We start from the raw sequence: 24475 nt of genomic DNA on the forward strand, positions 1-24475 counted from the left end.
TCATTATATCATATATTATTTTAATTGCATATATTATTTTAAATTCATATAAGCATCAACAATTCGATCTCCTGTTGAAGTACAAATATTTGTAACAGGATTCGATAAATCTTCAGTATAAGCAAGCGGTGCAATACATGCTACAGCTATTTTGGGCTGCTCATATGGAGCAAATGCAACATATGTATTATTGATATAGGAACCAATCTCTGGATCATACGCTTGCGCTGTCCCAGTTTTTGCTGCAGCACTATATGGTACGGTTGCAATAAGATCCCCACACATATTTGAGGAAGCACACAAACGCATACCGGAGCGAACTCGCTCTAACATTTCTTTATTTTCAATGGAATTAAGAATATTAACATTGTTTTGATAGACAGGACGGTGCGTATCATGATTTAACGCTTCTTTTACAAAATGAGGTTGTAATCGATATCCGCCATTAGCAACTGTCGTGATGTATTGACTGAGTTGCATTGCATTGTAGTTATCAAATTGACCGATCGCAAATTCTAGTAGTGAACCTGAATTACTTGTTCCGCCTTTATAACCAATTTCTTCTCGCGGATAATCTACTTGAGTACGAACCCCTAAACCAAATTGACTGTAGTAATTTCGCATTAGTGCAAAGGTTTTTTCAGCATCCGAAAATACAAGTGGTCCATTGGGTACATATGAAGATCCACCAAGACGTATTGCAACATTAAACATGTAAATATTTGAAGAATGTTGTAATGCCGTCTGATCATCAACAATTCCAAGATTACGCCATGAATGTCTTGGTGGTGTCCCTTCAATATACATAGGCGTATCATTGACGGTCTCACCGGGTTTCATAACCCCTTGATCCAACCCCATGTATACTGTCGCCCCTTTAATCGTTGACCCAACAGGATACCCTTGAAGCATCGTTAACTGAGGATCATTATAGTATTTACCGTCTTTACCACGGACCATTGCTACAATACCTAAAATGTCGCCGGTCTGAGGATCGGTTGCTACAACATGAATTTGATTGTTAATCTTTGTACGCTCACCAATGCTTTTTTGATAATCAAGACGCTCTTTAACAATCTTTTCCATTTCTTTTTGTAAATCCATGTCGATAGTCAAACGTATATCATTACCTTTGCGTCCATCTTTTTGAAGTTTAAACTTACTTCCTGAGGTTCGTTCATATTCACTATTATAACCCGAAAGGAATTGTTCATATTGGTATTCTAATCCATAGGCTCCTACCTGCTCGCTGAGTTCATATCCCTCAGCAACATAATAATCCCGTTTTTCATATGGAACATCCCCTAAATCACCAATAAGTGACATTAAATCCACTTCTTTATTGGGTTCACGTTTCCAAGATGTCGTACGTGAGAAACCGGGAAATTCAGCAGCATGTTCCGCTAAATACGAAATTTGTTCATTCGTGGCTTCCTCTAGAATAATTGAGGGTTGCCCCATTTGAATGTTTCCCATTTTAACTTGCACTTGAAAAGCAAGGCGATCATCTTCTGAAAGGGAATCAGTCATCTCTTTCGTAATTTTACTTTTCTTTAACGACTCGACGGCACTCTGATCCATGTCCGTTTCTTTAATAGTTTTGCGATCTTCTTCTGTTAAAAGACTTTCACCAAGATTGTTTTTTCTCAGCCATAATACTTTTAAATCATCTTCATTCAACTCATCTTTAACTTCAAACTGCTTTGCAAACTTAAGCGCTACTTCTTCCTCTTTCATGCCTTCAGGCATTTTTGACGGATAATAGGTTATTGAATTTACAGCTTTATTTGAAACGATAATACGTCCCTTTGAATCCAAAAACTCACCACGCATTGTTGGCATTCGAACCGGTGGCGATGAGTATTTAGCTAGTAAATCTTCATAATGATTCTGACCTACAATTTGAATCTTATACAATCTAAAAACAAGACCCCCAGCGATGGCGATTAAAATAACAACAAAGATTTTCAGACGATTATTAATCATCTTATCAAGATCTAATCCTTGTTTTAAATGTTCACTGCTTCCTGTATAATTGTCAGTTTTTTTACGTCGCTTAAAAATACCCATCAAAACCTCCCGTTAAGTCACTACTTCTCAGTGTCGAGTGCACGTTCGCGTTGTTTTGCTTTTGCACGTTCTTTTTTCTGTTCTCGAATTTCTTGTTGAATCATATTACGTTTTTTCTTATTTGTTAAACGTTCAATTTCTCGTTTACGCTTAACTTTATAACCAGGCTTAACCTTCACGTTTTTACGATGAAGCACCTGGACAATTTCTGGATCGAGTTGTTTGGTACGTTTTTCGAGGTTAAACCAAGGACGGACATCTTCAAGACCTCCATCTTTAACGCGTTTATACTCAAAACGTAAACCTTTTTTCATCAATCTCGTTACCGCACCCTGATCTTTTTGGGTAACAATACTAATACTGTATCCTTGTCGACCACTTCGACCAGTTCGGCCTGATCGGTGCGTATAGAAATCTAAATCATGGTTTGGTAACCCTGCATTAATGACATGACTGATTTCAGGTAAATCAATACCTCGAGCAGCCAAATCAGTCGCAACAATGTACTGAACACGTTTGCTGTTAATTTGATTCAATACCTGTTTACGGCCACGGTCACTAACGTCACCATGTAACTCTACACACTCAATTCCATAATCACGAAGATATCGAGCAATTTCCCCTGCTTGTACTTTAGTGTTGGCGAAAACAACAGCAAGTAATGGATTGATTGCTGATAAAACGTCAAGGACTGCTTCATTCATATCACGATGACGTTGATTAATGAGAATATGATCAATTTTTGGTTTCAATTTTTCTTCTGTTGAAACGATTTCAATAGGGTGTTTTAGATACTTTTTAATGAATGCACGAAGCCCACTTGGAATTGTCGCACTGTAAAGCATAAAAATTGTATCATTCGATAATCTTGATGCAATCGTATCAACTTCATTGATAAATCCATAGTCTAACATCATATCTGTTTCGTCTATAACAAAAGTCTTGATGAAATCAAGTCTTAGAACACTCCAACCTAAAATATCAATAAATTTCCCAGGTGTCGTGATTAAAATCATCGGTTGTTTTTCAATTTTCTTTTTAAGACGGCTATTGTCCATACCACCAATTGCAAGTTCGGTCGTAATGCGTTCATCTAAAGTAGTAATTTCACGTGCAAAGCTCTGGATTTGCATCGCTAATTCACGCGTAGGTGCAAGAATTAAAGCCTGTGTTTGTTCTACCGTTGGATCAATAAGTTCCAAAATAGCGAATAAGAACGCATGCGTTTTCCCTGTACCGGTATCCGATTTAACAATCAAATCACGCTTAGTCTTAATTTCTTTAAGAACTTTTTCTTGAACTGATGTAAGATCTTTAAATTTATTCAGTTCAAAAAATCTTTTATTAATATTATTCATCATATTAACACTCCTTTTCTAAAATATTCTTTATGGTGTTATATTCTTCTTCGAAAGCAACATTATGCTTCTTAATAGAATATAGATGATTTGCGCGATTGGTTAAATAGATTCGATAATCTTCATTAAGTTGTTTTTTTAACACAGGACCAATCAACACATCTTCCTGTGTTAATGCACTCTGGTTTGACGTCGAGACCTTGATTACCATAATAAATACTGGAATTTCTCGCTCTAAAATAAATCGTTCATCAATAAGTGCAAATCCATGCTCACTAACGGTTTGACGCAGCCAAGCATTTTTTGTATTTGATTGAATGATAATTGTATCATTCTCATTAAATTTATAATTAGAAATTATAGACCATATTGTTTCAGCGCCCATTCCCGCAATAACATAGCAATTAGCGTCACCCTGAAACCCTTCAAGACCATTACCTAACTGGAGTTCAATTTTATCTTTTAATCCAAAACGCTCGACATTTTCACGTGCCTGTTGTAATGGCTTTTCTGCAATATCAAGACCATAACCAAAAGACGCTTTATGCTCTTGGATCGCTTTGATAAGAAGTAATCCGTGGTCTGTTCCCACATCAGCAACACGTGCTTGATCAGGAATTAAATTAAAAATCTCTGTAAGTCGATTCGAAAGCTTCATATTATCGTTTGTCTACAAAGTCTCTTAAGCGTTTTGATCGTGTAGGATGTTTCAACTTACGAAGTGCTTTGGCTTCAATCTGACGAATACGTTCACGTGTAACGTTAAACTCTTTCCCCACCTCTTCTAACGTACGAGTACGTCCATCTTCTAAACCAAATCTGAGTCGTAAGACTTTTTCTTCCCGTTCCGTTAACCCTTCAAGAACCATTTTAATCTCTTCTTTAAGAAGTTGATTGTTCGCATACTCATCTGGTGATAATGCATCTTTATCTTCAATAAAATCACCAAGATGCGAATCATCTTCTTCACCAATCGGTGTCTCTAATGAAACTGGATCTAAAGCAATTTTCTGAATTTCACGCACTTTTTCAGGGGTAATGTTTTCCATTTCAGCTGCAATTTCTTCAGCTGTTGGTTCACGACCAAGCGTTTGAACTAGTGATCTTTGAATTCGGGTTAATTTATTAATTGTTTCGACCATGTGTACTGGGATTCGAATCGTACGTGCTTGGTCTGCAATTGCTCGAGTAATGGCCTGGCGAATCCACCATGTTGCATATGTTGAAAATTTAAAGCCTTTTGTATAGTCAAACTTTTCAACTGCTTTAACAAGACCCATGTTTCCTTCTTGAATTAAGTCTAAGAATAACATTCCACGACCTACATATTTTTTAGCGATTGAAACAACCAAACGAAGGTTTGCAGAGATTAGGATGCGTCGCGCCTCCAACCCATCGTAATAAGTTGCAACCCAGTTAGTTAAAAAGGCAAGATTTTCCTCATCACCGTTATCCGTAAGGTACGCTTCGAAATCATCAAAAAAGTACCCAATTTGGTTTTCCGTTAGACGCTCCGCAAGTTCCTCATCCGTAATTGCTGGATCCACAATTTCTTTATACTTATTAATGATAAATTCTTTAGCTTGCTCCCCTTCTTGAAGTCGGCGCGCAATTTCAGGTTCATCTTTAGCATCTAAAAGATTAACTCGACCAATTTCCTTGAGATACATCTTAACAGGGTCATTAATGCGAACCATGTTGGCACTGGTTAATTCATTTTCGTATGAGCTAAGGTCAACTTTATTCAGTGAATCGTCAAAGATTTCATCTTCCTCTTCTGACTCATCGCTAATAAAATCATCATCGACATCCGGCTCACCAGCTTCAAGCATTACCTCCTCATCAATATCATCTTCATCATCACTGAGAATAATGCCTTTTTCTGTAAACCACTCAAAAAGCTCTTCAGAATCATCATCACTCAAATTAAGGTGATCAATCGCCTTTTCTACATCATCATTTAATAGAACACGCTTTTTCTCATATTGTTTTAGAAAACTCTCTTTAACTTCTTCTAATGTTTTTAATTTTTTAGCTGCCATCAATGTTCTCCTTCTCTCTTATTTTTATTTCTTAATTGTTTTATTGCTTCTTCGAGTAGTGCTGCTTGATCATCAATCTTATCTTGTTGAAGCACCCGACCCTTCATATCATGGACTCCCATGACGACAAGATGATCCCGAATCAAATTAATATTTTGTTCCATACTTGCTCGATTATAGCCATGCAATAAGTCGCTTGATTCGATATCGATAGCAAATTTTTTCATTTTATCAGATATGTTTAAAGATAAAATATCTGCAATTTCAATAACTTCTTGATTACGATAACAATCGAGAATTATTAGTGCAAAATCAGTTGCCAAATCGGACACTAAGAATCCTAATTGATCTCGATATAGGTATGCTGCTTCTTTAGAAATCAGCATTTGTCTCAAAATTGCTCTTTCAGGAATTTTTACATTAAACTCCATCGCATGATCAACATTATTCGGAATTCGGTGGGTATCACGTTCAAGCGAAACACTACGCGCATTGAGTTGTTGTGATAACACACTATATTCAAAATTTGTTTTGTCAGAAAGTTTCTTGAGGTAATAGCTCTGTTCCAACTCGTCTTCATCTTTTAAATGATCAATCATAAATTGAACAACTCGTTTACGATTATCAAATGAATCCAAACCATAGTTTCCAATTCCATAACTCATTAAAAAATCTAGCCAATTAATACGGTCAGCAACACCTTTTTGAACACGTTCAATTCCAAATTCACGAATACATTCATCTGGATCTAATCCCGTATCATTATACCATACTGTAACTGTACAATGTGCTTTACGTAACTTCAAACCAACTTGATATGTCGCTTCAAGTCCGGCACGATCACCATCGAAAGCCAAAACAATATTTGAACTGCACTGTTTCAACATTTGAATTTGTTCATTGGTACAAGCGACCCCCAGTAAAGAAACGGTATTATCAAAGCCTGATTTGGTAAAAGCAATTGTGTCGGTAACACCTTCAGCTACCAGAATAAAATCTTGTTTACGTGCTGCATCTTTTGCATTGTGGATATTATAAACTGTCAATCCTTTGGTATATAAACGCGTTTCGGAAGTATTGATATATTTAACTTTATTATCATCATTTAGAGCCCGTGCACTAAAAGCAATTACGCGCCCATGTCGATCATAGATTGGAAACATGATACGCTGATAAAACACATCTTCAACCCCACGCTCGGAGACCCGAACTAAATCCGCATCCACAAGTTCTTTTTCGTTAAAACCTTTTGCTAACAAATATTTTGATAATTGATTATCGCCAAATGCAACGCCAATACCAAATTTCTTTATCAACTCCATACTGTAACCACGTGCTTCAAGTTTACTTAATGCATCCTTACCCGCCTTTGTATAAAGTTGAAATTCAGTAAATTTTTGAGTCTCATCAAGTGCTTGAAATAACTTTAATTTTTCATTGTCTATCGGTGCTATATTTTGCTGTTCGTACTCTGAAACATCAACATCAATAAATGATGCAGTTTTAACGACAGCATCAATGAAACCAATTTTCTCAAAATCTTTTACAAAAGAAAAAACATTTCCGCCTGCTCCACAAACAAAGCATTTATAAATTTGTCGATCTGGAGAGACTGACATAGATGGATTATTATCATCATGAAAAGGGCAAACCCCCCAGTAATTTTTGCCCTTTTTTGATAGTGTCATGTATCGAGAAATGGTATCAACGATATCCGTTTTAGCACGAATGTCATTGATCAATTCTTCTGGCATTCGCTTCATATCACTCACCCGTTATTCTTATTTGTTAATTTCTTCATGCATCAATGCAATCGCTTCGTCCACACTTACACGAACCTGTTCCATTGAATCACGATAGCGTAACGTTACCTTTTCATCTTCTAAAGAATCAAAATCAAATGTAATACAGAATGGTGTTCCGATTGCATCTTGTCGACGGTATCGTTTTCCAATACTTGCCGTCTCATCAAAATCACAAGCAAAAGATCCCATTAGCTTATGCATAACCTCACGAGCCGGTTCACTTAATTTTTTGGAAAGCGGCAACACACACACTTGTGTTGGCGCAAGTTTTGGTGAAAAATGCATTACAACACGTGTATCATTTTCAAGTTCTTCTTCATCATAGGCTTCACAAATTAACGCAAGCATTAATCGTTCAACCCCTAAAGATGGTTCCACACAGTAAGGGATAAATTTTTCATTTGTCTCAGGATCTAAATACTCCATACTCACTTTTGAGTGTTCTTGATGTTGTTTAAGGTCATAATCAGTACGGTCAGCAATGCCCCACAACTCATCAAACCCCCATGGGAAACGATATTCGATATCACTTGTTCCTTTAGAATAATGTGATAACTCATCTTCATCGTGCTCTCTTAAACGTAGATTTTCAGGTTTTATACCAAGCCCAATTAACCAATCCATTGCGAATTTCTTCCAATATTCATACCACTCAAGGTCTTCACCTGGTTTCACAAAGAATTCTAATTCCATTTGTTCAAACTCACGTGTTCTAAAAATAAATTGTCCTGGTGTAATTTCATTTCTAAATGACTTACCAATCTGCGCAATCCCAAATGGTAGTTTTTTACGCATTGAACGTTGGACATTACGGTAATTAACAAACATCCCCTGTGCCGTTTCAGGACGTAAATAGATTGCGTTTGAACTATCCTCCGTAACACCTTGGAATGTTTTAAACATTAAATTAAATTGACGAATGTTTGTAAAGTCATGACCACCACAATTAGGGCATGGAATTTGATGTTCTTGAATATACAATTCCATTTCGTCATTACTCATAACACCCGCATTAATTTCAGTTTCCGAAAACGCTTCAATAAGTTTATCAGCGCGATGACGCGTATTACATTTTCGACAATCCATCAAAGGGTCATTAAAAGTGTCTAAGTGACCACTTGCTTGCCATACTGATGGATTCATTAAAATAGCAGATTGAATCCCAACGTTATATGGATTTCGAGAAACAAAAGACTCCCACCATAATTTCTTAACATTTTGCTTTAATTCAATTCCTAAAGGACCAAAATCCCAAGTATTTGCTAAACCACCATAAATCTCACTACCTTGAAAAACGAAACCACTTGTTCTAACATGGTTTACTATCGTTTCAAATTCATATTTTTTCATTCTTTCACCTTCCAATTGCTTTCCCTCTATTATACATCAGAAATGAGTTTCCAACTATTAAATTTATAATCCCCATGAAATTCTAAATATTCAACCAATATTTTTAACAACTCATATTGATTGATTGTCTCTAAATATGCATCGACATCACGATCTGAAAAAATTCCAAGTAGTGCAATCATTAATGACTTCGTCGTTTTAAATTGATGGTACGCATGGGTTGCACAGACATAACCGCCCTGTTCAATTGAGAATGCATTTACGTGAGTATTTCCACACACCACACACCCTTCAACATCTGGAGTAAATCCCTGTAATTGAATTAGAAATGCCAAATACTTGATACAAAGCACTTTTAAATCTGTGGATTCAATACAATTTTCAAACCAATTATAGAATGAAGCATGCGTATTGGCATCATAACAACGGACGGTTAATTCCGATACCAACGACATATACATCAACCAATCAAGATCTTGTCGCACTTGTAAATACGCATTGATTGATTCCCCACCTATAATTCGATTTAATTTTTGATTTTGATAATTAAATCGATATTGAACTTTTGAAAATTCTAAACCCAATCGACCTTGTTTTGATTTTGCACGGTAATAACCCGGCAAAATCATCCGGATCAATCCATATTCATAACCAAGAAAATGGACCATTGCATCATGTTCACGAAAAGGAACAATTGACACAATGAATCCAATATCTTTATTGTTCATATTCAGTTTCAATATATCCAAGCTGATTTAACATTCGAGCACGATTACGCCAGTTTTTTTCAACCCGAACATAGGTTTCCAAAAACACTTTTTCTCCAAGAACTGTTTCCAACTCTCCACGAGCACGTTCCCCTATTTGCTTAATCATACTCCCTTGTTTACCAATAATGATCCCTTTTTGTGAAGGTCGATCAACGAGGATAACAGCACTAATAATTGTCGCATTCTTCTTCTTAACTATTCGCTCAATCGCAACTGCTACACTGTGAGGTATTTCTTCTTCTGTTAACTCAAGAATTTTTTCACGAACAATTTCAGCCATAATAAATTGTTCGGGGTATGCACTCACTTGATCTTTAGGGTAATACATCACACCCTCTTCCATATAACTTAGAGTCACATCCAATAATCGATCAACATTATTGTTTTCTAAAGCTGAAATTGGAATGATCTCCGTAAATTTAAAATCAGTCGAAGCAGCAATTCGTTCTAAAAGAGCCTGTTCGCTCATCTTATCAACTTTATTAATAATTAGGAATACGGGAATTTTCAGTTTGCTTAATCGCTCAATGACAAATTCATCACCAGTTCCAAATGGTTCTGCACCATCAATAATATAGTAAACCAAATCAACGCCTTTAAAATGCGCATAGGCTGTTCGATTCATTCGTTCACCCAACTGATGTTTTGGTTTATGAATGCCAGGCGTATCAATAAAAATAAGTTGATAATCCTCTTCGGTTTTAACCCCGATAATCGCATCTCGTGTTGTTTGTGCTTTTTCTGTAACAATCGCTATTTTTTGTTTAACGATTTGATTAATTAATGTTGATTTCCCAGCATTGGGACGACCAACAATTGAAATAAATCCTGATTTAAATGTCATTTAAGTCCTTCTTTCCAAACATTAATGGCATCAATTCTTCAATGTTTGTGGTCATTGATTCGTTGCCATTTGATAAATAGATCGGTGTTGTCGGTTCAAGCAACTCTGAAAGTACTTGTCTGCATATTCCACACGGTCCTGCTAAAAGACTGCCATCCGTTACGATTGCAATTCCAACAATATCCGCTTGTCGATATCCATGGGAATAAGCGGAAAACACAGCACTTCGCTCACCACAATTTGTTGCACCATATGATGCATTTTCGACATTTGCACCTACAAACGTCTTACCATCGCGAGTCAAAAGACACGCGCCAACATGGTAATTCGAGTACGGTGCATAGGCATTACGCATTGCTTCAAAAGCTTTTGAAATGAGTTCGTCTTTCATATAAATCTCCTTGTGAGCACGATAACTCCTATAATAATTGCATATATTGCTGCTAACAACACTGCACCTGCTGCAATGTCCTTAATTTCTTTTACATGCAAGTTATAATTTTTAATAAGCAAATCACAAATATCCTCTACGGCTGAATTTAAAAATTCTGTAACCAGAACCATAAAAACTGCACTCACCACAAACATCCATTCAACGGGAGTAATCCCGATCAACGCAAAAACGATGATGGCAATGAATCCAAGAATCAGTTGTATCAGAATACTATGATCGTATAACACTCCGGTCTTAACACCCTGAAATGCCGACTTAAATTTTTTCCGGGTACGTTTAAGAATCTTTGCGAGCGATATCATGCAAGATTTCTTTCTGTAGTCCAAACATAACGACTTCCTCCTCCGGCGTATGATGATCATAGCCTAATAAGTGGAGGTACCCATGTGCTACGAGAAAACAGAACTCACGTTTAAGGGAGTGCCCGTATTCTTCTGCTTGTCGGCGAATCGCATCAACACTGATAATAATATCCCCCATCATAAAAACTTCCTCATCCATTGAACCATCCTCAAAGCTTAAAACATCTGTAGGTCGATCAATATTACGGAATTCTTTATTAAAGTTATGGATGCTTTGGTCATCTACTAAAACAACATTAACTTCTACTGCCTTCTCAAAAGCAGTCTTGCTTAAAGTCTCTTCCAAAATTGGCTTGAGATACGTCTCATAAGCGTCCCAAAAGTCATCATTTGATTGATTAATATAATTTATTTCCATTTTATCACTTCCGCATTAATTATATCACAAAAAAAAGGCTTAAATCTAAGCCTTTTATCACATATTACCCAAAATCGATATGACGTCCTTTCACAATGTAGATTACATGCTCACAAATATTCGTCGCGTGATCACCTGCACGTTCAATATTACGCAAGATTCCAATTGTTTGAGTTGGAATACGATCTGTTTCTATAGGCTCTGAAGCATATCGCGCCATAATCCCTTGAAAAAGTTCATCTAAAGCTTCATCCATCTCCGCAACAACATAGGCATCTTTAACATTCGGTTTCTTCAAAAGCGATACAACTGCATCGAAATTTTCGAGGAACTTAGCCCCCAACAACTCAACATCACTTTGATACTCAGGTTGAGATTCTTTACTTTTAATAACGTATCGCCCCATATTTTTGGCATAGTCACCAATCCGTTCCAAATCCGCGGACACCTTAATCCCGCCAACGACCATTCTCAAATCTTTCGCGACCGGCTGCATTAACGAAAGAATTTCAATCGCTTGATCATTTATGCTTTCATCAGAATCATTAATATAGTCATCTTTCTCTATGACATTTAAAGCAAGTGTTTTATCCTCCGTAACTATTGCTTGAATCGCCATTGCCATCTGCTTACGAACGCGATCTGCCATCGCTAATAAATCCGCTTCAAACACCAACATTTTGTCTTCTAATCGCATAGTCCCTCCTAGCCAAATCGGCCTGTAATATAGTCTTCAGTACGCTTATCTTTAGGGGTATGAAAGAGTTTACGTGTCGTTTCATATTCAACAATATCACCCATTAAGAAAAAGGCAGTCATATCACTGATACGCCCCGCTTGTTGCATTGAGTGCGTTACGATAATAATTGTATAATCTTTTTTTAAATCAAGAATTAATTCTTCAATCTTTGCGGTAGCAATTGGGTCGAGTGCTGAAGTTGGTTCATCCATCAAAATCACTTCAGGTTTTAAAGCAATTGCACGCGCGATGCATAAACGTTGTTGTTGACCTCCTGATAGACGGAGTGCTGATGAACCCAATCGATCCGAAACCTCATCATAGAGTGCCGCTTTAATCAGTGCGGTCTTAACAGCTTCATCGAGAACATGTTTGTCTTTGATACCTTGGCATCGCAATCCATACGCAACATTATCATAGATGCTCATTGGAAAGGGATTTGGGTGTTGAAACACCATCCCTACCCGTGTTCTTAAATCCACCACATCCACATCCCTTCCATAGATGTTCTCATTTTCAAAAAGTACACTTCCCTCAATTCGACAACTTTCTACTAAATCATTCATTCGATTAAAGCATCGTAGAAACGTCGATTTACCACATCCTGAAGGACCAATAAAAGCAGTAACTTTTTGTTTTTTTATGTCAATAGATATATCTTTGAGTGCCTGATGATCCCCATAGAAAAGATTTAAATTTTTAACTTGGAAACTATTCATGATTAATATCCCATCCTTTTTTGAAGTTGCTTAGAAATATATTTGACGGATAAATTTAAGATTAATACAAGCCCTAAAATAACAATTGAAATAGCACTGGCTAACTCAAAATTAGGTTGTTCTTGACTCATAACAGACCAAATATGTACCGCAAGTGAGGTTCCACCTTGAGTGATACCCGGTGCATCGTTCACAAACGTTCCCATTGTATAGATAAGAGCTGCCGACTCCCCAATTATCCGACTAACTGATAAGAGCACAGCTGATAAGATTCCAGGTAATGCACTTGGGAGCACCACTTTAAAGATAGTCTGTGTTTGGGTTCCACCAAGTGAAAGCGATGCCGATCGTAAACCGTCAGGTACAACCAACAACGATTCTTTCACCGATCGAATTATAACTGGTAATAAAATTACGGCCATCGTCATCCCGCCAAGAAGAATACTTAACCCCGATACATTAAAGAAAGCGGTGATGGGAAAGAGAACAGCGATCCCTAAAAGCCCGAAGATAATACTTGGAACACCTGCTAACATTTCAATACTGCTTTCTAACATGCGTGTCAACGCAGTATCTGGTGCAATCTCTGTAAGGTAAAGGGCTGCGCCGATTCCTAGGGGTAATGCAAAGAGCAACGATGTCCCAATCAGAAGCAAGGTTGCAAGAATAGAACCCCAAATTCCCCCACTTTGTGTTTTATAATAAATGGATTGCAAACTTTGAGCTTCATTTAGCTTTATGTTTAATTGCTGGGCATCATCCCCAGCGACATGGCCAGAAATCATTCGTTCTCCATTGGAGTCACGCATTGTAAGTCGTTCAATTGCATCACCTTTATGAATGACGTGATGCTTTTCAAATTGTGGCCCAGCAGTTAAGTTAATCGTTTCATTAAATGGACTTTTTTCATCCACATACGATACGATAACCGTCTTTTTCCCTTCATGATTTTGATGATCTCGAATGGCAATACCATAGTTTTCATTAAAAACATCTGCAGTATCTAAATTCTCAGGCTTAACAAACATTCCTGATTTTGTATCTGGGAAACCCAGCAAATAATTTTCCGACCAATAATTTGAACGTAACATATCCCAACTGAGTGTATCCTTACCCCGAATTACCACAAAACTAAAAATGCCGATAAGAACAAGAACTGAAAGCAAAGAAGCGAGATACGTGATACCATTTAGGAACAGATCGTGAATTTTACGTTTACGTGTCATTTTCCGTCATTCCCCACTTTCTTTTTGAATGCATGAATCACTAAGTTTGAGATCAAAATAATAACCATAAGCACAATCCCGACACTAAATCGCACATCATAATCAACGCCCGATGTTTCTTTCATTCCTGAGAGCATCGTAGATGTCAGTGTTCGCGTGATATCAAATGGATTCCATGTTGGTCCGGTCGGTTTATTTCCTGCAACCATCGAAACGGCCGTAGCCTCACCAAACGCCCGTGCCAACCCAAGGATGAGCCCCGTAGTTATTCCAGATTTCGCTGACATTAAAACCACTTTAAAATTCGTTTGAGTCGATGAAGCGCCCAACGCGAGCGAACCAAGTTCTAAATTTTTATCAACCGCATTCATTGAAACGATTGAAAGCGAAGTCATGGTTGGTAACACCATTATCGCCAGTAGGATTACAACCGCTAACATTGATCTTCCACCAAATGTTGAAAAACCAAGAACGGTTGCAAATTCATCGACAAATGGCACTATGACACCCGAAGCAAAAACACCATAAACAACAGAAGGAACTGCCGCAAGCATCTCAATCACCGTTGTGAGTAGCTTGGATAATTTCTTGGGAGCAATTTTAGAAATAAACAATGCAGTGAGCACTGAAATTGGAAACGCAATTAACATTGCTAAAAATGCGGTAATTACCGTATTAATCACAATAAAAAGCACACCATATATCTTCTTGTCCGCTTCCCAAACAAATCCAGTAAGAAAATCCAGTAATGAAATTTGATTTGGACCATATGAAGGAAGAAAAACAGCAATACCACGTTTAAAGATAAATACAAAGATTACAACGACCATCGATGCCGCAAGAATTCCCATCAGTTTTAAAATGCTTTGAACCCAAATATCAATTGTTCTTTTTCGATGTTGATAGCCTTCCGGAGTGTGAACCCCGAAACGATTCTGTTTGTAACTCATACAAGTTCCTTCCATTGCGAGAGTTCTCCGCTAAATATTTTTTGAAGGCGTTCCGGAGTAATATCTTCGAGTGGATTCGCCTCATTAACAACCACGACTACAGCATCCATACAATACACTCCTGATATCATTCCCTTATCCACAGGTTCTTCTTTTTTGAATTTTCGTGACGCAAATCCAATGTCAATATGATTGGCACCATCCTTTTCGCTGCCCAATGTGCGCTTGTAGCCATCACCCGATCCAGTATGATTGGGTTCATATTTAAAATTCCCAGCCATTGGAATAAACGATTCAACCGCAGCTTTAATGGTCGGCTCAACAGAAGTCGAACCACCTGTTTTAAGCACTAGATCTGAATTATCTCTAGACACAATGGGATGACGTTCCTTCAAATCTTCCCATAAAACGCCTTTCGAAATATCCACAATTCCACCTGAGGCCAAAACAATTTCCTTACCTTCAATCGAATTATTCAAGTAATCCAGAAACGCGAGTACCAACGCTTGTTTCTCATTTGAATCAAAATCCCCTTCACCGCGCGTTACAAAACTAAATGGACGCGCAAGTTGATAAGTACCTGCATTCACTGATTCAATGGATGGCATAATACCTAAATAACGTAGTGGTTTAATGCCATTACTTTGAAAATCCGTTGCTAACGATACATACCCAATTGCATTGTGTGCTTGCCCCACTTGGGTAGCCATATCGCCATTCCCTGTTGTTTCAGCACTGTTGTGTGTAATCGATTTGATTCCAGCAATCGATTCGAACGCTTCCCGTGTCCCCGATGAACCGTCTCGTGTATAAACCTTAATTTCATTTTCATTACTTGAAGTATGACACCCACTTAGAATGAATGAAAATAGAAAAAGCAAAATAAAAGATTTCCTCATAATAATACACGCTCCCTTTCCTACCATTACGGAAAGTATAGCGATGCATCATTAAAAGAAAATCAATTAACTGTTAATTCTGTGTTAACTTTATGGTAAAGGTTGTTCCTTTATCAATGGTACTGGAGACATTAATCGTCCCCCCGTGCGCCTCAACAATCGACTTCGAAATCGCAAGACCCAGGCCACTTCCTCCATTTTCACGACTGCGATCTTTTTCCCCTCGATAGAATCGTTCGAAAATATGGGGAATTAAATCAGGTTCCATGCCTTTTCCGTTATCTGAGAAGTTGATATGAACATGCTCATCATCCGTATCACATTGAATTTTGATTCGGCCATTTTCCGCATAATTAATTGCGTTATTGAAAAGGTTAAGAAATACTTGTGACAAGCGAAACTGGTCTGCGTAAACTGTAATATTGGATGGACAGTTTAAAACTACCTTAATATTGGCTTGATGCAATTCTTGTCTTCGTTCATAGATTAACCCATCAAAAAATTGTTTGAGATTAAAGACTGTTTTCTCTAAATAGACCGTATTTGATTTTAGACGTGATTGAAGCAATAAATCCTCAACAATGTGATCAAGACGGTTATTTTCTTTTTCGATTTGTTTTAAAAATTCTTGCAGCGTTTCAACATCATTGAATCCAGGTCGATTTAAGATTTCAACCATTCCTTTAATGGATGCTATGGGTGTACGCAACTCATGCGATGCATCAGCAATAAAGCGCTTTTGCATTTTTTCGCCCTCTAATATACGGGTAACATCTTGAAAAATAAGCATGCAGCCATTGTATCGACGCTTTTCAGTTAAGAACGGTATCGATAACACTTGAAATTCGACATCTTGGTAGCTGACTTGACGAACAAATTGTTTTTCATTTAGGAACGCATCCAATAATGTTTGTCGTATTGGCGAATCAATTTTTACATCGTATACACTCTTTGCATCAACATGAATGAGTTGATCAAAATATTGATTACTCACCTCAAAATCTCCACGTTGATCAATATAGACCAAAGGTGACGGTATTGCATTAATCAACTGCACAGTACGATCAAACGCATAATCGGCTTGCACCGTTGCTTCTTTTTTTACCATTTCAACATCTTCTTTAATTGTTTCAACTTTATTTTTTGTATTTAATGTATCAAGGATAAATAAAAGTGCCATCCCCAAACTTAAAAACAGTATTGAAACAACGGTTCGACTCCAAAGCGCAATCACCGAAAGAAGTACAAGAACGAGTAATTGTATTTTATTCTCTTTTCGCAACATATCCAACTCCTCTCAGCGAATTAATTTTAACATTTGAATCTTCAAGTTTTGTTCTTAATTTAAAAATATGGACATCAACAATTCGCGTATCCCCATCATAATCAAAATGCCAAATCTCTGATAAAATTTGATCACGTGTTAAGACAATATTTTCATTTTGGAGAAGGTAGATTAATAAGTCGAATTCTTTTTTCGTAAGTTCAACATTCTCACCAGCAACCATCACGGTATGTTGATCCAAATTAATCACAATATCCCCGACTTCAATCCTTCTTAATTCGTGGTTCATATCTACCCGGCGTAGATGTGCAGTAATACGCGCCGAGAGCTCTCGAGGTGAAAAAGGCTTTGAGAGATAATCATCAACCCCCGCTTCAAACGCTTCGAGAATATCCGCTTCTTCATCTTTAGCCGTCAGCATAATTAAAACAGCATTTAAACCACGACCTCTAAACTTTGAAACAAGTTCAATGCCGTCGTAATATGGTAACATCCAATCAATAATAATGACATCAAATTGGCCATCAAGAGCCATTTCAAGCCCTTCACGGCCATCTTTAGCAGAATGAACATCAAAACCCATCTGTTTTAAATCATAACGTAACAGACGACGTATTCCTTCCTCATCTTCGATTATTAGAATTTTCTTGCTCACGTCGATCTCCTTCCGCAAACTTCTTAAGAATTTTAATCACCAATGGGTGACGAACCACATCACTGTGCGACAAATTCACAAATTGAATTTCAGAAATATCGGATAAATAATCTTGCGCAACACGAAGCCCAGAAGCTTGATGACGCGGTAAATCGATTTGATCGATATCTCCGGTCACAATCATTTTTGAATTACGACCAAGTCGTGACAAAAACATCATCATTTGAGATTTTGTCGTATTTTGCGCCTCATCAAGAATAATCATTGCATCATCCAAGGTACGACCGCGCATATACGCTAACGGTGCAATTTCAATGACACCTTTATCCATATAGCGTTGAACACGTTCTGGAGAAAGCATGTCATCCAATGCATCATACAAAGGTCTTAAATAGGGATCAACTTTTTCTTTAAGGTCTCCTGGAAGAAACCCTAAATTCTCGCCTGCTTCAACAGCAGGACGCGTAAGGATAATCTTTTGTATTTCCCCTTTTTTTAAAAGTTCAACTGCATAACACACCGCTAAAAACGTTTTACCGGTCCCCGCAGGTCCAACCGCAAATGTTAAATCATGATGCTTGAACGCATCAATAAATACTTTCTGACCTAACGTCTTTGGACGAATGGGTTTACCTGTATAGGATCGAGTTAAGACTTCGTCCAACATTTCGATAAAACGGTCGGTTTGATGATGAGCGACAACGTCAAACAAATACTCAAATTCTTGAACATCGAGTCGTTCATAGTGGTTAATGACAGAAGATGCAAGTCGAATAAATGAAACCGTGTCCTCAACGTTGGATTCAGCACCCTCAATTGAAAGATGAGCGTCCCGTGCTTGAATATTTACTTCATAATTTTTTTCAATAAGATTAATATTTTTATTCTCAATACCAACAAGTTGCTGGAGTGAGATATCAAGTTCGTTTAAATTGACTGTTTGAGTTACCAAGAGTAGTCCTCCTTATGTATTAATCATATCGCAAAATAAAAAACATGCAATAAAAAAGAAGCGCTAAGCGCTTCTGGTTTTTGTTATCTACGTTTTTTACGGCGTGCTTTTTGAGCAGCTTCCGACTTCAATTTGCGTCGTACGCCAGGTTTTACATAAAACTCTCTTTTGCGAGCCTCAGCAAGGGTACCATTACGAGATACTTGACGTTTGAATCTGCGTAATGCGTCATCCAAACCTTCGTTCTCTTTTACTACAATTCTCGACATGACTAACCTCCCTTCTGATGCAAGCAAATTAATTATAACACTTCATCTATCAAAATCAAGTATATAATTAGGATTTTTTCGATATATTGCTAATATATTGCTAAAACCGTAAAAAGCGCGTCATTAAGCACCCTCACACTCACGTTTTGGTGTGTTTTTCTCAAAATGATCTCCAAATGATGTGGTTATCGAACTGACTTTTTACGACGCTGTGTTGACTTCTGCTCTTGGTTTTTATCGTGCAAACGAGAACTGTTCGACTTCTTTGCTTTTTGTGATTGTTTCTTTGCCTTTTTTGAAGCATGATTACTCCAATCGTAGGGTCCATTGAGTTCTTTTTCTTTTTTCTTAGGTTTTCCTTTTGATTTAGAGTCTTTTTGCTTAGTTGGTTTTTTCTTAGTTTTGGATTCTTCAGCTTTTATTCGTTCTAACTTCGCTTTTTTCTTTTTACTAATCTTCCCATCTTTAATTGTTTTATCAAGCAATGGGTAGTTATGTGACTTGACTACAGGAACACGCATTCGAATCACACGTTCAATATCTTTAAGTAATGGGATTTCTTCAAAATTACAAAACGAAATCGCAGATCCACTAAACCCCGCACGACCCGTACGTCCAATTCGATGTACATAAGTTTCAGGAACTTCTGGAAGTTCATAGTTTACGACATATTTCAATTCATTGATATCAATACCACGCGCCGCAATATCTGTGGCTACCATAACATTAATGGTTCCATCTTTAAAACCACTCAAAGCACGTTGACGTGCCCCTTGTGATTTATCTCCGTGAATTGCGACTGCATTGATGTTGCTACGGCATAAATCACGTGCCACACGGTCTGCACCACGTTTTGTACGCGTAAACACAAGAACAGAATCAAAAGACTTATTCTCCAAAACATCAATCAGAAGTTGTGTCTTATTGCGCTGATCGACATAATAAACACTTTGATCTACCGTTTCAACAGTTGAGGATACGGGTGTAACCGCAACCGTTGTGGGATGATTTAAAAGCATCTCCGCAATACTTGAAATTTCTGATGGCATTGTAGCTGAGAAAAGAAGTGTTTGTTTCTTTTTAGGAAGTTTTTTAATGATGCGTTTCACGTCATTAATAAATCCCATATCCAACATACGATCCGCTTCATCAAGAATAAAAATCTCAATATGAGATAAGTCTATATAACCTTGACTCATTAAATCTTCTAAACGACCCGGTGTTGCAATCAGAATATCGACTCCATTACGAAGTGCTTTTACTTGATAATGTTGAGCAACGCCACCAAAAATCACAGTTGATCGTAAATCCATATATTTGCCATACATTTCAAAATTTTCCTGAATTTGGATGGCAAGTTCGCGTGTTGGTGTTAACACGAGCGTTCTTATTTTACGCTTCCCATTACGGTCAAATGCCTTTTGTTTTAAATTTTGTAAGGTAGGAACCGCAAAAGCAGCCGTTTTACCGGTTCCGGTTTGCGCAAGTCCAATGAGGTCTTGATGTTTAAGCAATGCAGGGATTGCTTGTTCTTGAATTGGAGTTGGCTTTTGATATCCCTGCTCCGTTAATGCTTGTAGTATTTTTTCATTTATTCCTAAGTCTTTAAATTCCATATAATTGCTCCTTAAATTCTTTTATACATTTTGTGTTCTTTGACAGAACATCAACCGTTTAATCTTATAGTTTTATGAGCCCAAAGTAAACAAAAATAAATTATTGTGTAGTTTTGCTTTCAATTCCTGATGTTTAAGCTATGATAATTCTATGGAGGCATTTTATGATTGAACTAACAAATCTTAATTTTATGAATATATTGTATTACCCTTCAATTCAGATTATTGAAGGCAAGACAACATTTATCACTGGCCCTTCCGGTTCAGGAAAATCGACACTTCTTAAACTAATCAATGGCATGGTTGATCCACTTGATGGTACCATCTTATTGAAAGATGGTGCGATAGAAGACTATAATCGAATACAACGACGCAGGGACTACATTTTATGTGACCAATCTGTTTTTTTATTCGATCTAAGTGTGCGTGAGAATTTTCATGCGTTTTATCGTTTAAGAGACAATGCACTATTATCGGATACTCAGATGGAAACATTTCTGAGTTATGCATGCTCATCAGCACATCTCGATGATCAAGTAACTTCAATGTCCGGTGGAGAACGTCAACGAATCTATATTGCGATTTGTCTTTCTTTGGCACGTCATGCGATTATGTTTGATGAGCCCACCTCTGCCCTTGATGATACAACTGCTGATATTCTATTAAATAACATCAAATCTTACTGCAATGAAAATCAATTAACCTTAATTATTGTGAGTCATAATTCTCAGTTGACCGAAAAATATGCCGATGATATTGTCCATATTTCAAATTTAAAGGAGGGCATAAGCCATGAATAGCGGCATTATACAGTTGAGTATTCTTCAATTTAGTTTAATCTATCTTCTATTACTCGTCGTATTGTTTATTATGAAACGAGCACAAATAAGTCAGACCCGACTCTTATTTACCGCAAGCATCAAAATGTCGGTGCAATTGTATTTGTCCGGACTGATTCTAACGTATATTTTCGGCAATCCACATCCTATTTTTGTTATTTTATATTTAATGTCGATGGTCCTTTTTTCTACTTTTAGAATTTTAAAGAAAAATCCACGTTTGAATCCACAATTTAAGCGGGTTATCTTTATTTGTTTAATGGCCTCCGGACTGTTTGTGGTCGCATTTTTTGTAGGTGTTATCGTTAAAACCAGTGTCTTTAACCCTCAATATGCTATTCCCGTTGGTGGTATGATTATTGGAAATGCCATGAATGGCTTAAGCTTAGGCATCAAGACGCTTACTGATACATTGGATCTTGAGCGCAATAAAGTCGAAACACTCTTAAATTTAGGTGTCACACCCAGAAAAATTATGATTCCGTTTGTGAATCAATCTCTCGAAATGGCACTTTTACCAACGCTGAACAATATGCTCAATATGGGTATTATTTCATTACCTGGCATGATGACTGGACAAATAATCTCGGGTACAGAGCCCCTCACCGCCATCATGTATCAAACCGCAATTATGATAGCAATTACCACAGGTGTTGCACTCACAACATTCACATCTCTTTCAATTGGTTACCGAACCTTAATCAATGAAAACGAACAAATTAATTGGTATGAATAAAAAAAAGGTATTTTCGCCTTCAAATACATCTTGTGTATCTGAAGGCTTAAAATACCTTTTTTTAATAATCGGATTGACTCACTTCGTTTTTAACTAATGCAACACCCGAAGAAGTACCAATACGGGTTGCACCCGCTTGAATCATTGCATCCATGTCTTCTTGGCTTCGAACGCCACCAGAAGCTTTTACGGAAGCTTGGTCTTTGACTGTATCTTTCATTAACTTCACATCTTTAGTTGTTGCTCCGCCTGTACTAAATCCTGTTGAAGTTTTTACGAAATCCGCCCCCGCAGCAACAGCAAGTTCGCAAGCCTTCACAATCTCATCATCTTCTAAAAGACATGTTTCAATAATAACTTTAAGAATGTTATCTCCACAAACGGATTTAATGGATCGAATTTCATTTTCAATTAAGTCATATTTTTTATCTTTTAATGCACTTACATTAATAACCATATCAATTTCATCCGCGCCGTTATTTAAAGCGTTTTGTGTTTCATAAACTTTAACTTCAGTTGTATTTGCACCTAATGGAAAACCGATAACGGTACATACTTTAACGTCAGTACCCTCTAATAGTTCATTACAAAGGGAAACAAATCCTGGATTAATGCACACACTCATAAAATCATACGTTTTTGCCTCATCGCATAAAACACGAATTTGAGCCTCAGTAGCATTTTGTTTTAGTAATGTATGATCAATGTATTTACTTAATTTCATTTTCTTTTCCTCCATATAGTTTTTCAATGATACGTGATGCGCAAACCTCATCACCCATCCACTTTTCTTTCGTTCCATGCTCACGGTAAATAAATTTCTCTTCACCTTTTCCAATTAACACAACAGTATCGCCTGGTTGAGCCATTTTTAATGCTTTTTCAATTGCATCAATTCGATTGGGTACAAATTCATAATTATCGCCATCAATGCCAGTAATGATATCTTCAGTAATATCCACGACACGTTCATCACGGTTATCGTGTTCTGTAATAATAACATGGTCGCAATAAGTTGAAGCAACGCGACCCATAATCGGTCTTTTAGCCGTATCTCGGCCTCCCGCTGCCCCAAAAACCGTGATGATTCGAGCGGATTGAGGTTGTGTTTCACGAACAAATTCATAAACATTTTTCATACTATCCGGCGCATGTCCAAAGTCGACAATAACTCGATACGGTTGTCCCTTTGAAATCATTGTTTGACGACCATCAACATGTTCAATATCTTTAAGTTCTGGAATAATCTTTTCGATTTCGTATCCACGTTGATGAAGGATGGCGATGACATTAAGCATATTGTATACATTAAATATCGCAACGAAATTGGTAACAACATCGTAGGATTTCCCTTCATGAACAAGTGTAAATTCCGTAAAGTCATCATATAAAACAATATTTTGAGCACGATAATTTGCATTTTTATTTTCAATTCCATAGGTCACAACATGAGAATAATCTTGTTTTAGTAGGGTCTCTCCATACTCATTATCAATATTGATGACCATAAATCCTGATGGTTTTAAATTATCAAAAAGCATTTTCTTAGCTTCAAAATAATTTTCCATCGTTTTATGATAATCAAGATGATCATGGGTAAGATTGGTAAATGAAGCATTATCAAAATCTATAGACTCGACTCTTCTTAATGCTAACCCTTGACTTGACACCTCAAGACATACTTCTTCAACACCTTCCGAACGCATATCATGAAGGTAAGACTGCAATTCAACAATATCCGGTGTAGTTAATGATGGTGCAAATTTATGATCATTATATTCCACAGAAATTGTGCCGATATACCCTGCATTCACGCCAAATCGTTTTAAAATATTGCGAACCGTGAGCATTGTCGTGCTTTTTCCATTCGTACCGGTAATACCATACACATACATATTTTTTGATGGACTGTCATAGAATCGATCCGTTATCCGATGTAATTCAGTCATGACATCCACGACACGTATATAAATAACACCTTCAATCGGTTCAATGTCATCGGAGTGCACAACGGCAACAGCACCATTTTCGACCGCTTGTTGGGCAAATTGATGACCATCTACAGTCAACCCCTTTAGACAAAAGAACATACCATTCTTAACACGATCACGAGAATCGAGTACTAAATGATCAATATCACAATCAAATTCTGTGTTCACAAGTTTATTCAATTTCAT

At 37.2% G+C, this 24475-nt stretch carries 25 protein-coding genes; 2 read left to right on the forward strand and 23 right to left on the reverse strand.

Annotated features, from left to right (window positions below; genetic code table 11):
* Nucleotides 1-33: 33 nt before the first annotated feature.
* The 21 genes from EPJ90_RS06130 to EPJ90_RS06230 all read right to left on the reverse strand — a co-directional run bounded on the left by EPJ90_RS06130 (nucleotide 34) and on the right by EPJ90_RS06230 (nucleotide 20723).
* Nucleotides 34-2070 carry a peptidoglycan D,D-transpeptidase FtsI family protein gene (locus EPJ90_RS06130; protein ID WP_161636381.1) on the reverse strand — a complete coding sequence of 679 codons (2037 nt, stop codon included), beginning with the start codon at nucleotides 2068-2070 and terminating at the stop codon, nucleotides 34-36.
* A 20-nt stretch (nucleotides 2071-2090) separates the two neighbouring features.
* Nucleotides 2091-3431, reverse strand: coding sequence for a DEAD/DEAH box helicase (locus EPJ90_RS06135; protein WP_200542816.1), 1341 nt, complete (start codon nucleotides 3429-3431; stop codon nucleotides 2091-2093).
* 1 nt (nucleotide 3432) lies between these two features.
* On the reverse strand, nucleotides 3433-4086 hold the full coding sequence (locus tag EPJ90_RS06140) for a tRNA (adenine(22)-N(1))-methyltransferase (protein WP_161636379.1): 654 nt from the start codon (nucleotides 4084-4086) through the stop codon (nucleotides 3433-3435).
* Nucleotide 4087: 1 nt separating this feature from the next.
* Nucleotides 4088-5470 (reverse strand): RNA polymerase sigma factor RpoD, encoded by a 1383-nt coding sequence (rpoD, locus tag EPJ90_RS06145; protein WP_125164423.1) that lies wholly within the window; start codon nucleotides 5468-5470, stop codon nucleotides 4088-4090.
* Nucleotides 5470-7233, reverse strand: coding sequence for a DNA primase (gene dnaG, locus EPJ90_RS06150; protein ID WP_161636377.1), 1764 nt, complete (start codon nucleotides 7231-7233; stop codon nucleotides 5470-5472). The genes rpoD and dnaG overlap by 1 nt, the downstream gene beginning before the upstream one ends.
* An 18-nt stretch (nucleotides 7234-7251) precedes the next feature.
* Nucleotides 7252-8625, reverse strand: coding sequence for a glycine--tRNA ligase (locus tag EPJ90_RS06155; protein ID WP_161636376.1), 1374 nt, complete (start codon nucleotides 8623-8625; stop codon nucleotides 7252-7254).
* Between the two features lie 29 nt (nucleotides 8626-8654).
* A complete protein-coding gene (gene recO / locus EPJ90_RS06160) occupies nucleotides 8655-9353 on the reverse strand; it encodes a DNA repair protein RecO (RefSeq protein WP_125164420.1) in 699 nt (232 codons plus the stop codon).
* On the reverse strand, nucleotides 9343-10239 hold the full coding sequence (gene era, locus EPJ90_RS06165) for a GTPase Era (RefSeq protein WP_161636375.1): 897 nt from the start codon (nucleotides 10237-10239) through the stop codon (nucleotides 9343-9345). Before era ends, recO begins: the two co-directional genes overlap by 11 nt.
* On the reverse strand, nucleotides 10229-10630 hold the full coding sequence (cdd, locus tag EPJ90_RS06170; protein WP_125164419.1) for a cytidine deaminase: 402 nt from the start codon (nucleotides 10628-10630) through the stop codon (nucleotides 10229-10231). Before cdd ends, era begins: the two co-directional genes overlap by 11 nt.
* Nucleotides 10627-10995 carry a diacylglycerol kinase family protein gene (locus EPJ90_RS06175; RefSeq protein WP_125164418.1) on the reverse strand — a complete coding sequence of 123 codons (369 nt, stop codon included), beginning with the start codon at nucleotides 10993-10995 and terminating at the stop codon, nucleotides 10627-10629. Before EPJ90_RS06175 ends, cdd begins: the two co-directional genes overlap by 4 nt.
* On the reverse strand, nucleotides 10970-11413 hold the full coding sequence (gene ybeY, locus EPJ90_RS06180; RefSeq protein WP_125164417.1) for an rRNA maturation RNase YbeY: 444 nt from the start codon (nucleotides 11411-11413) through the stop codon (nucleotides 10970-10972). The genes EPJ90_RS06175 and ybeY overlap by 26 nt, the downstream gene beginning before the upstream one ends.
* 64 nt (nucleotides 11414-11477) lie before the next feature.
* Nucleotides 11478-12110 carry a phosphate signaling complex protein PhoU gene (gene phoU, locus EPJ90_RS06185; RefSeq protein WP_161636374.1) on the reverse strand — a complete coding sequence of 211 codons (633 nt, stop codon included), beginning with the start codon at nucleotides 12108-12110 and terminating at the stop codon, nucleotides 11478-11480.
* 8 nt (nucleotides 12111-12118) lie between these two features.
* Nucleotides 12119-12871: a phosphate ABC transporter ATP-binding protein PstB gene (gene pstB / locus EPJ90_RS06190; RefSeq protein WP_125164415.1), complete on the reverse strand. Its 753-nt coding sequence runs from the start codon at nucleotides 12869-12871 to the stop codon at nucleotides 12119-12121.
* A 2-nt stretch (nucleotides 12872-12873) separates the two neighbouring features.
* On the reverse strand, nucleotides 12874-14097 hold the full coding sequence (pstA, locus tag EPJ90_RS06195; protein ID WP_200542817.1) for a phosphate ABC transporter permease PstA: 1224 nt from the start codon (nucleotides 14095-14097) through the stop codon (nucleotides 12874-12876).
* The gene (gene pstC / locus EPJ90_RS06200; RefSeq protein ID WP_244660391.1) at nucleotides 14094-15047 is read right to left on the reverse strand and encodes a phosphate ABC transporter permease subunit PstC; all 954 of its coding nucleotides are present in this window, start codon (nucleotides 15045-15047) and stop codon (nucleotides 14094-14096) included. The genes pstA and pstC overlap by 4 nt, the downstream gene beginning before the upstream one ends.
* Nucleotides 15044-15946 carry a substrate-binding domain-containing protein gene (locus tag EPJ90_RS06205; RefSeq protein ID WP_200542819.1) on the reverse strand — a complete coding sequence of 301 codons (903 nt, stop codon included), beginning with the start codon at nucleotides 15944-15946 and terminating at the stop codon, nucleotides 15044-15046. The genes pstC and EPJ90_RS06205 overlap by 4 nt, the downstream gene beginning before the upstream one ends.
* Nucleotides 15947-16019: 73 nt before the next feature.
* Nucleotides 16020-17231 carry a sensor histidine kinase gene (locus EPJ90_RS06210; RefSeq protein ID WP_125164411.1) on the reverse strand — a complete coding sequence of 404 codons (1212 nt, stop codon included), beginning with the start codon at nucleotides 17229-17231 and terminating at the stop codon, nucleotides 16020-16022.
* Nucleotides 17212-17886 carry a response regulator transcription factor gene (locus EPJ90_RS06215; protein WP_161636370.1) on the reverse strand — a complete coding sequence of 225 codons (675 nt, stop codon included), beginning with the start codon at nucleotides 17884-17886 and terminating at the stop codon, nucleotides 17212-17214. The genes EPJ90_RS06210 and EPJ90_RS06215 overlap by 20 nt, the downstream gene beginning before the upstream one ends.
* A complete protein-coding gene (locus EPJ90_RS06220; protein WP_161636369.1) occupies nucleotides 17855-18838 on the reverse strand; it encodes a PhoH family protein in 984 nt (327 codons plus the stop codon). The genes EPJ90_RS06215 and EPJ90_RS06220 overlap by 32 nt, the downstream gene beginning before the upstream one ends.
* 83 nt (nucleotides 18839-18921) lie before the next feature.
* Nucleotides 18922-19107 (reverse strand): 30S ribosomal protein S21, encoded by a 186-nt coding sequence (rpsU, locus tag EPJ90_RS06225; RefSeq protein ID WP_003773874.1) that lies wholly within the window; start codon nucleotides 19105-19107, stop codon nucleotides 18922-18924.
* 185 nt (nucleotides 19108-19292) lie between these two features.
* Nucleotides 19293-20723: a DEAD/DEAH box helicase gene (locus EPJ90_RS06230; protein ID WP_200542820.1), complete on the reverse strand. Its 1431-nt coding sequence runs from the start codon at nucleotides 20721-20723 to the stop codon at nucleotides 19293-19295.
* 164 nt (nucleotides 20724-20887) lie between these two features.
* On the opposite strand from EPJ90_RS06230, the gene EPJ90_RS06235 reads away from it, so the two are divergent.
* Complete coding sequence (locus tag EPJ90_RS06235; RefSeq protein WP_200542821.1) at nucleotides 20888-21523, forward strand: ABC transporter ATP-binding protein; 636 nt, start codon at nucleotides 20888-20890, stop codon at nucleotides 21521-21523.
* Nucleotides 21516-22298: an ABC transporter permease gene (locus EPJ90_RS06240; RefSeq protein ID WP_200542822.1), complete on the forward strand. Its 783-nt coding sequence runs from the start codon at nucleotides 21516-21518 to the stop codon at nucleotides 22296-22298. Before EPJ90_RS06235 ends, EPJ90_RS06240 begins: the two co-directional genes overlap by 8 nt.
* 61 nt (nucleotides 22299-22359) lie before the next feature.
* On the opposite strand, the gene deoC is transcribed toward EPJ90_RS06240, so the two are convergent.
* Both deoC and EPJ90_RS06250 read right to left on the reverse strand, forming a co-directional pair.
* Nucleotides 22360-23022, reverse strand: coding sequence for a deoxyribose-phosphate aldolase (deoC, locus tag EPJ90_RS06245; RefSeq protein WP_200542823.1), 663 nt, complete (start codon nucleotides 23020-23022; stop codon nucleotides 22360-22362).
* Complete coding sequence (locus EPJ90_RS06250; RefSeq protein WP_200542824.1) at nucleotides 23009-24475, reverse strand: UDP-N-acetylmuramoyl-L-alanyl-D-glutamate--2,6-diaminopimelate ligase; 1467 nt, start codon at nucleotides 24473-24475, stop codon at nucleotides 23009-23011. Before EPJ90_RS06250 ends, deoC begins: the two co-directional genes overlap by 14 nt.

Origin of the sequence: Erysipelothrix sp. strain 2 (EsS2-7-Brazil), assembly GCF_016617655.1 — a bacterium.
Taxonomy (GTDB): domain Bacteria; phylum Bacillota_I; class Bacilli_A; order Erysipelotrichales; family Erysipelotrichaceae; genus Erysipelothrix; species Erysipelothrix piscisicarius.

What these genes read in the sequence shown, in the direction of transcription:
- EPJ90_RS06130 (WP_161636381.1), bottom strand. Translation starts at nt 2,070, where the DNA reads ATGGGTATTTTTAAGCGACGTAAAAAAACTGACAATTATACAGGAAGC.
- EPJ90_RS06135 (WP_200542816.1), bottom strand. Translation starts at nt 3,431, where the DNA reads ATGATGAATAATATTAATAAAAGATTTTTTGAACTGAATAAATTTAAA.
- EPJ90_RS06140 (WP_161636379.1), bottom strand. Translation starts at nt 4,086, where the DNA reads ATGAAGCTTTCGAATCGACTTACAGAGATTTTTAATTTAATTCCTGAT.
- rpoD (WP_125164423.1), bottom strand. Translation starts at nt 5,470, where the DNA reads ATGGCAGCTAAAAAATTAAAAACATTAGAAGAAGTTAAAGAGAGTTTT.
- dnaG (WP_161636377.1), bottom strand. Translation starts at nt 7,233, where the DNA reads ATGAAGCGAATGCCAGAAGAATTGATCAATGACATTCGTGCTAAAACG.
- EPJ90_RS06155 (WP_161636376.1), bottom strand. Translation starts at nt 8,625, where the DNA reads ATGAAAAAATATGAATTTGAAACGATAGTAAACCATGTTAGAACAAGT.
- recO (WP_125164420.1), bottom strand. Translation starts at nt 9,353, where the DNA reads ATGAACAATAAAGATATTGGATTCATTGTGTCAATTGTTCCTTTTCGT.
- era (WP_161636375.1), bottom strand. Translation starts at nt 10,239, where the DNA reads ATGACATTTAAATCAGGATTTATTTCAATTGTTGGTCGTCCCAATGCT.
- cdd (WP_125164419.1), bottom strand. Translation starts at nt 10,630, where the DNA reads ATGAAAGACGAACTCATTTCAAAAGCTTTTGAAGCAATGCGTAATGCC.
- EPJ90_RS06175 (WP_125164418.1), bottom strand. Translation starts at nt 10,995, where the DNA reads ATGATATCGCTCGCAAAGATTCTTAAACGTACCCGGAAAAAATTTAAG.
- ybeY (WP_125164417.1), bottom strand. Translation starts at nt 11,413, where the DNA reads ATGGAAATAAATTATATTAATCAATCAAATGATGACTTTTGGGACGCT.
- phoU (WP_161636374.1), bottom strand. Translation starts at nt 12,110, where the DNA reads ATGCGATTAGAAGACAAAATGTTGGTGTTTGAAGCGGATTTATTAGCG.
- pstB (WP_125164415.1), bottom strand. Translation starts at nt 12,871, where the DNA reads ATGAATAGTTTCCAAGTTAAAAATTTAAATCTTTTCTATGGGGATCAT.
- pstA (WP_200542817.1), bottom strand. Translation starts at nt 14,097, where the DNA reads ATGACACGTAAACGTAAAATTCACGATCTGTTCCTAAATGGTATCACG.
- pstC (WP_244660391.1), bottom strand. Translation starts at nt 15,047, where the DNA reads ATGAGTTACAAACAGAATCGTTTCGGGGTTCACACTCCGGAAGGCTAT.
- EPJ90_RS06205 (WP_200542819.1), bottom strand. Translation starts at nt 15,946, where the DNA reads ATGAGGAAATCTTTTATTTTGCTTTTTCTATTTTCATTCATTCTAAGT.
- EPJ90_RS06210 (WP_125164411.1), bottom strand. Translation starts at nt 17,231, where the DNA reads ATGTTGCGAAAAGAGAATAAAATACAATTACTCGTTCTTGTACTTCTT.
- rpsU (WP_003773874.1), bottom strand. Translation starts at nt 19,107, where the DNA reads ATGTCGAGAATTGTAGTAAAAGAGAACGAAGGTTTGGATGACGCATTA.
- EPJ90_RS06230 (WP_200542820.1), bottom strand. Translation starts at nt 20,723, where the DNA reads ATGGAATTTAAAGACTTAGGAATAAATGAAAAAATACTACAAGCATTA.
- EPJ90_RS06235 (WP_200542821.1), top strand. Translation starts at nt 20,888, where the DNA reads ATGATTGAACTAACAAATCTTAATTTTATGAATATATTGTATTACCCT.
- EPJ90_RS06240 (WP_200542822.1), top strand. Translation starts at nt 21,516, where the DNA reads ATGAATAGCGGCATTATACAGTTGAGTATTCTTCAATTTAGTTTAATC.
- deoC (WP_200542823.1), bottom strand. Translation starts at nt 23,022, where the DNA reads ATGAAATTAAGTAAATACATTGATCATACATTACTAAAACAAAATGCT.
- EPJ90_RS06250 (WP_200542824.1), bottom strand. Translation starts at nt 24,475, where the DNA reads ATGAAATTGAATAAACTTGTGAACACAGAATTTGATTGTGATATTGAT.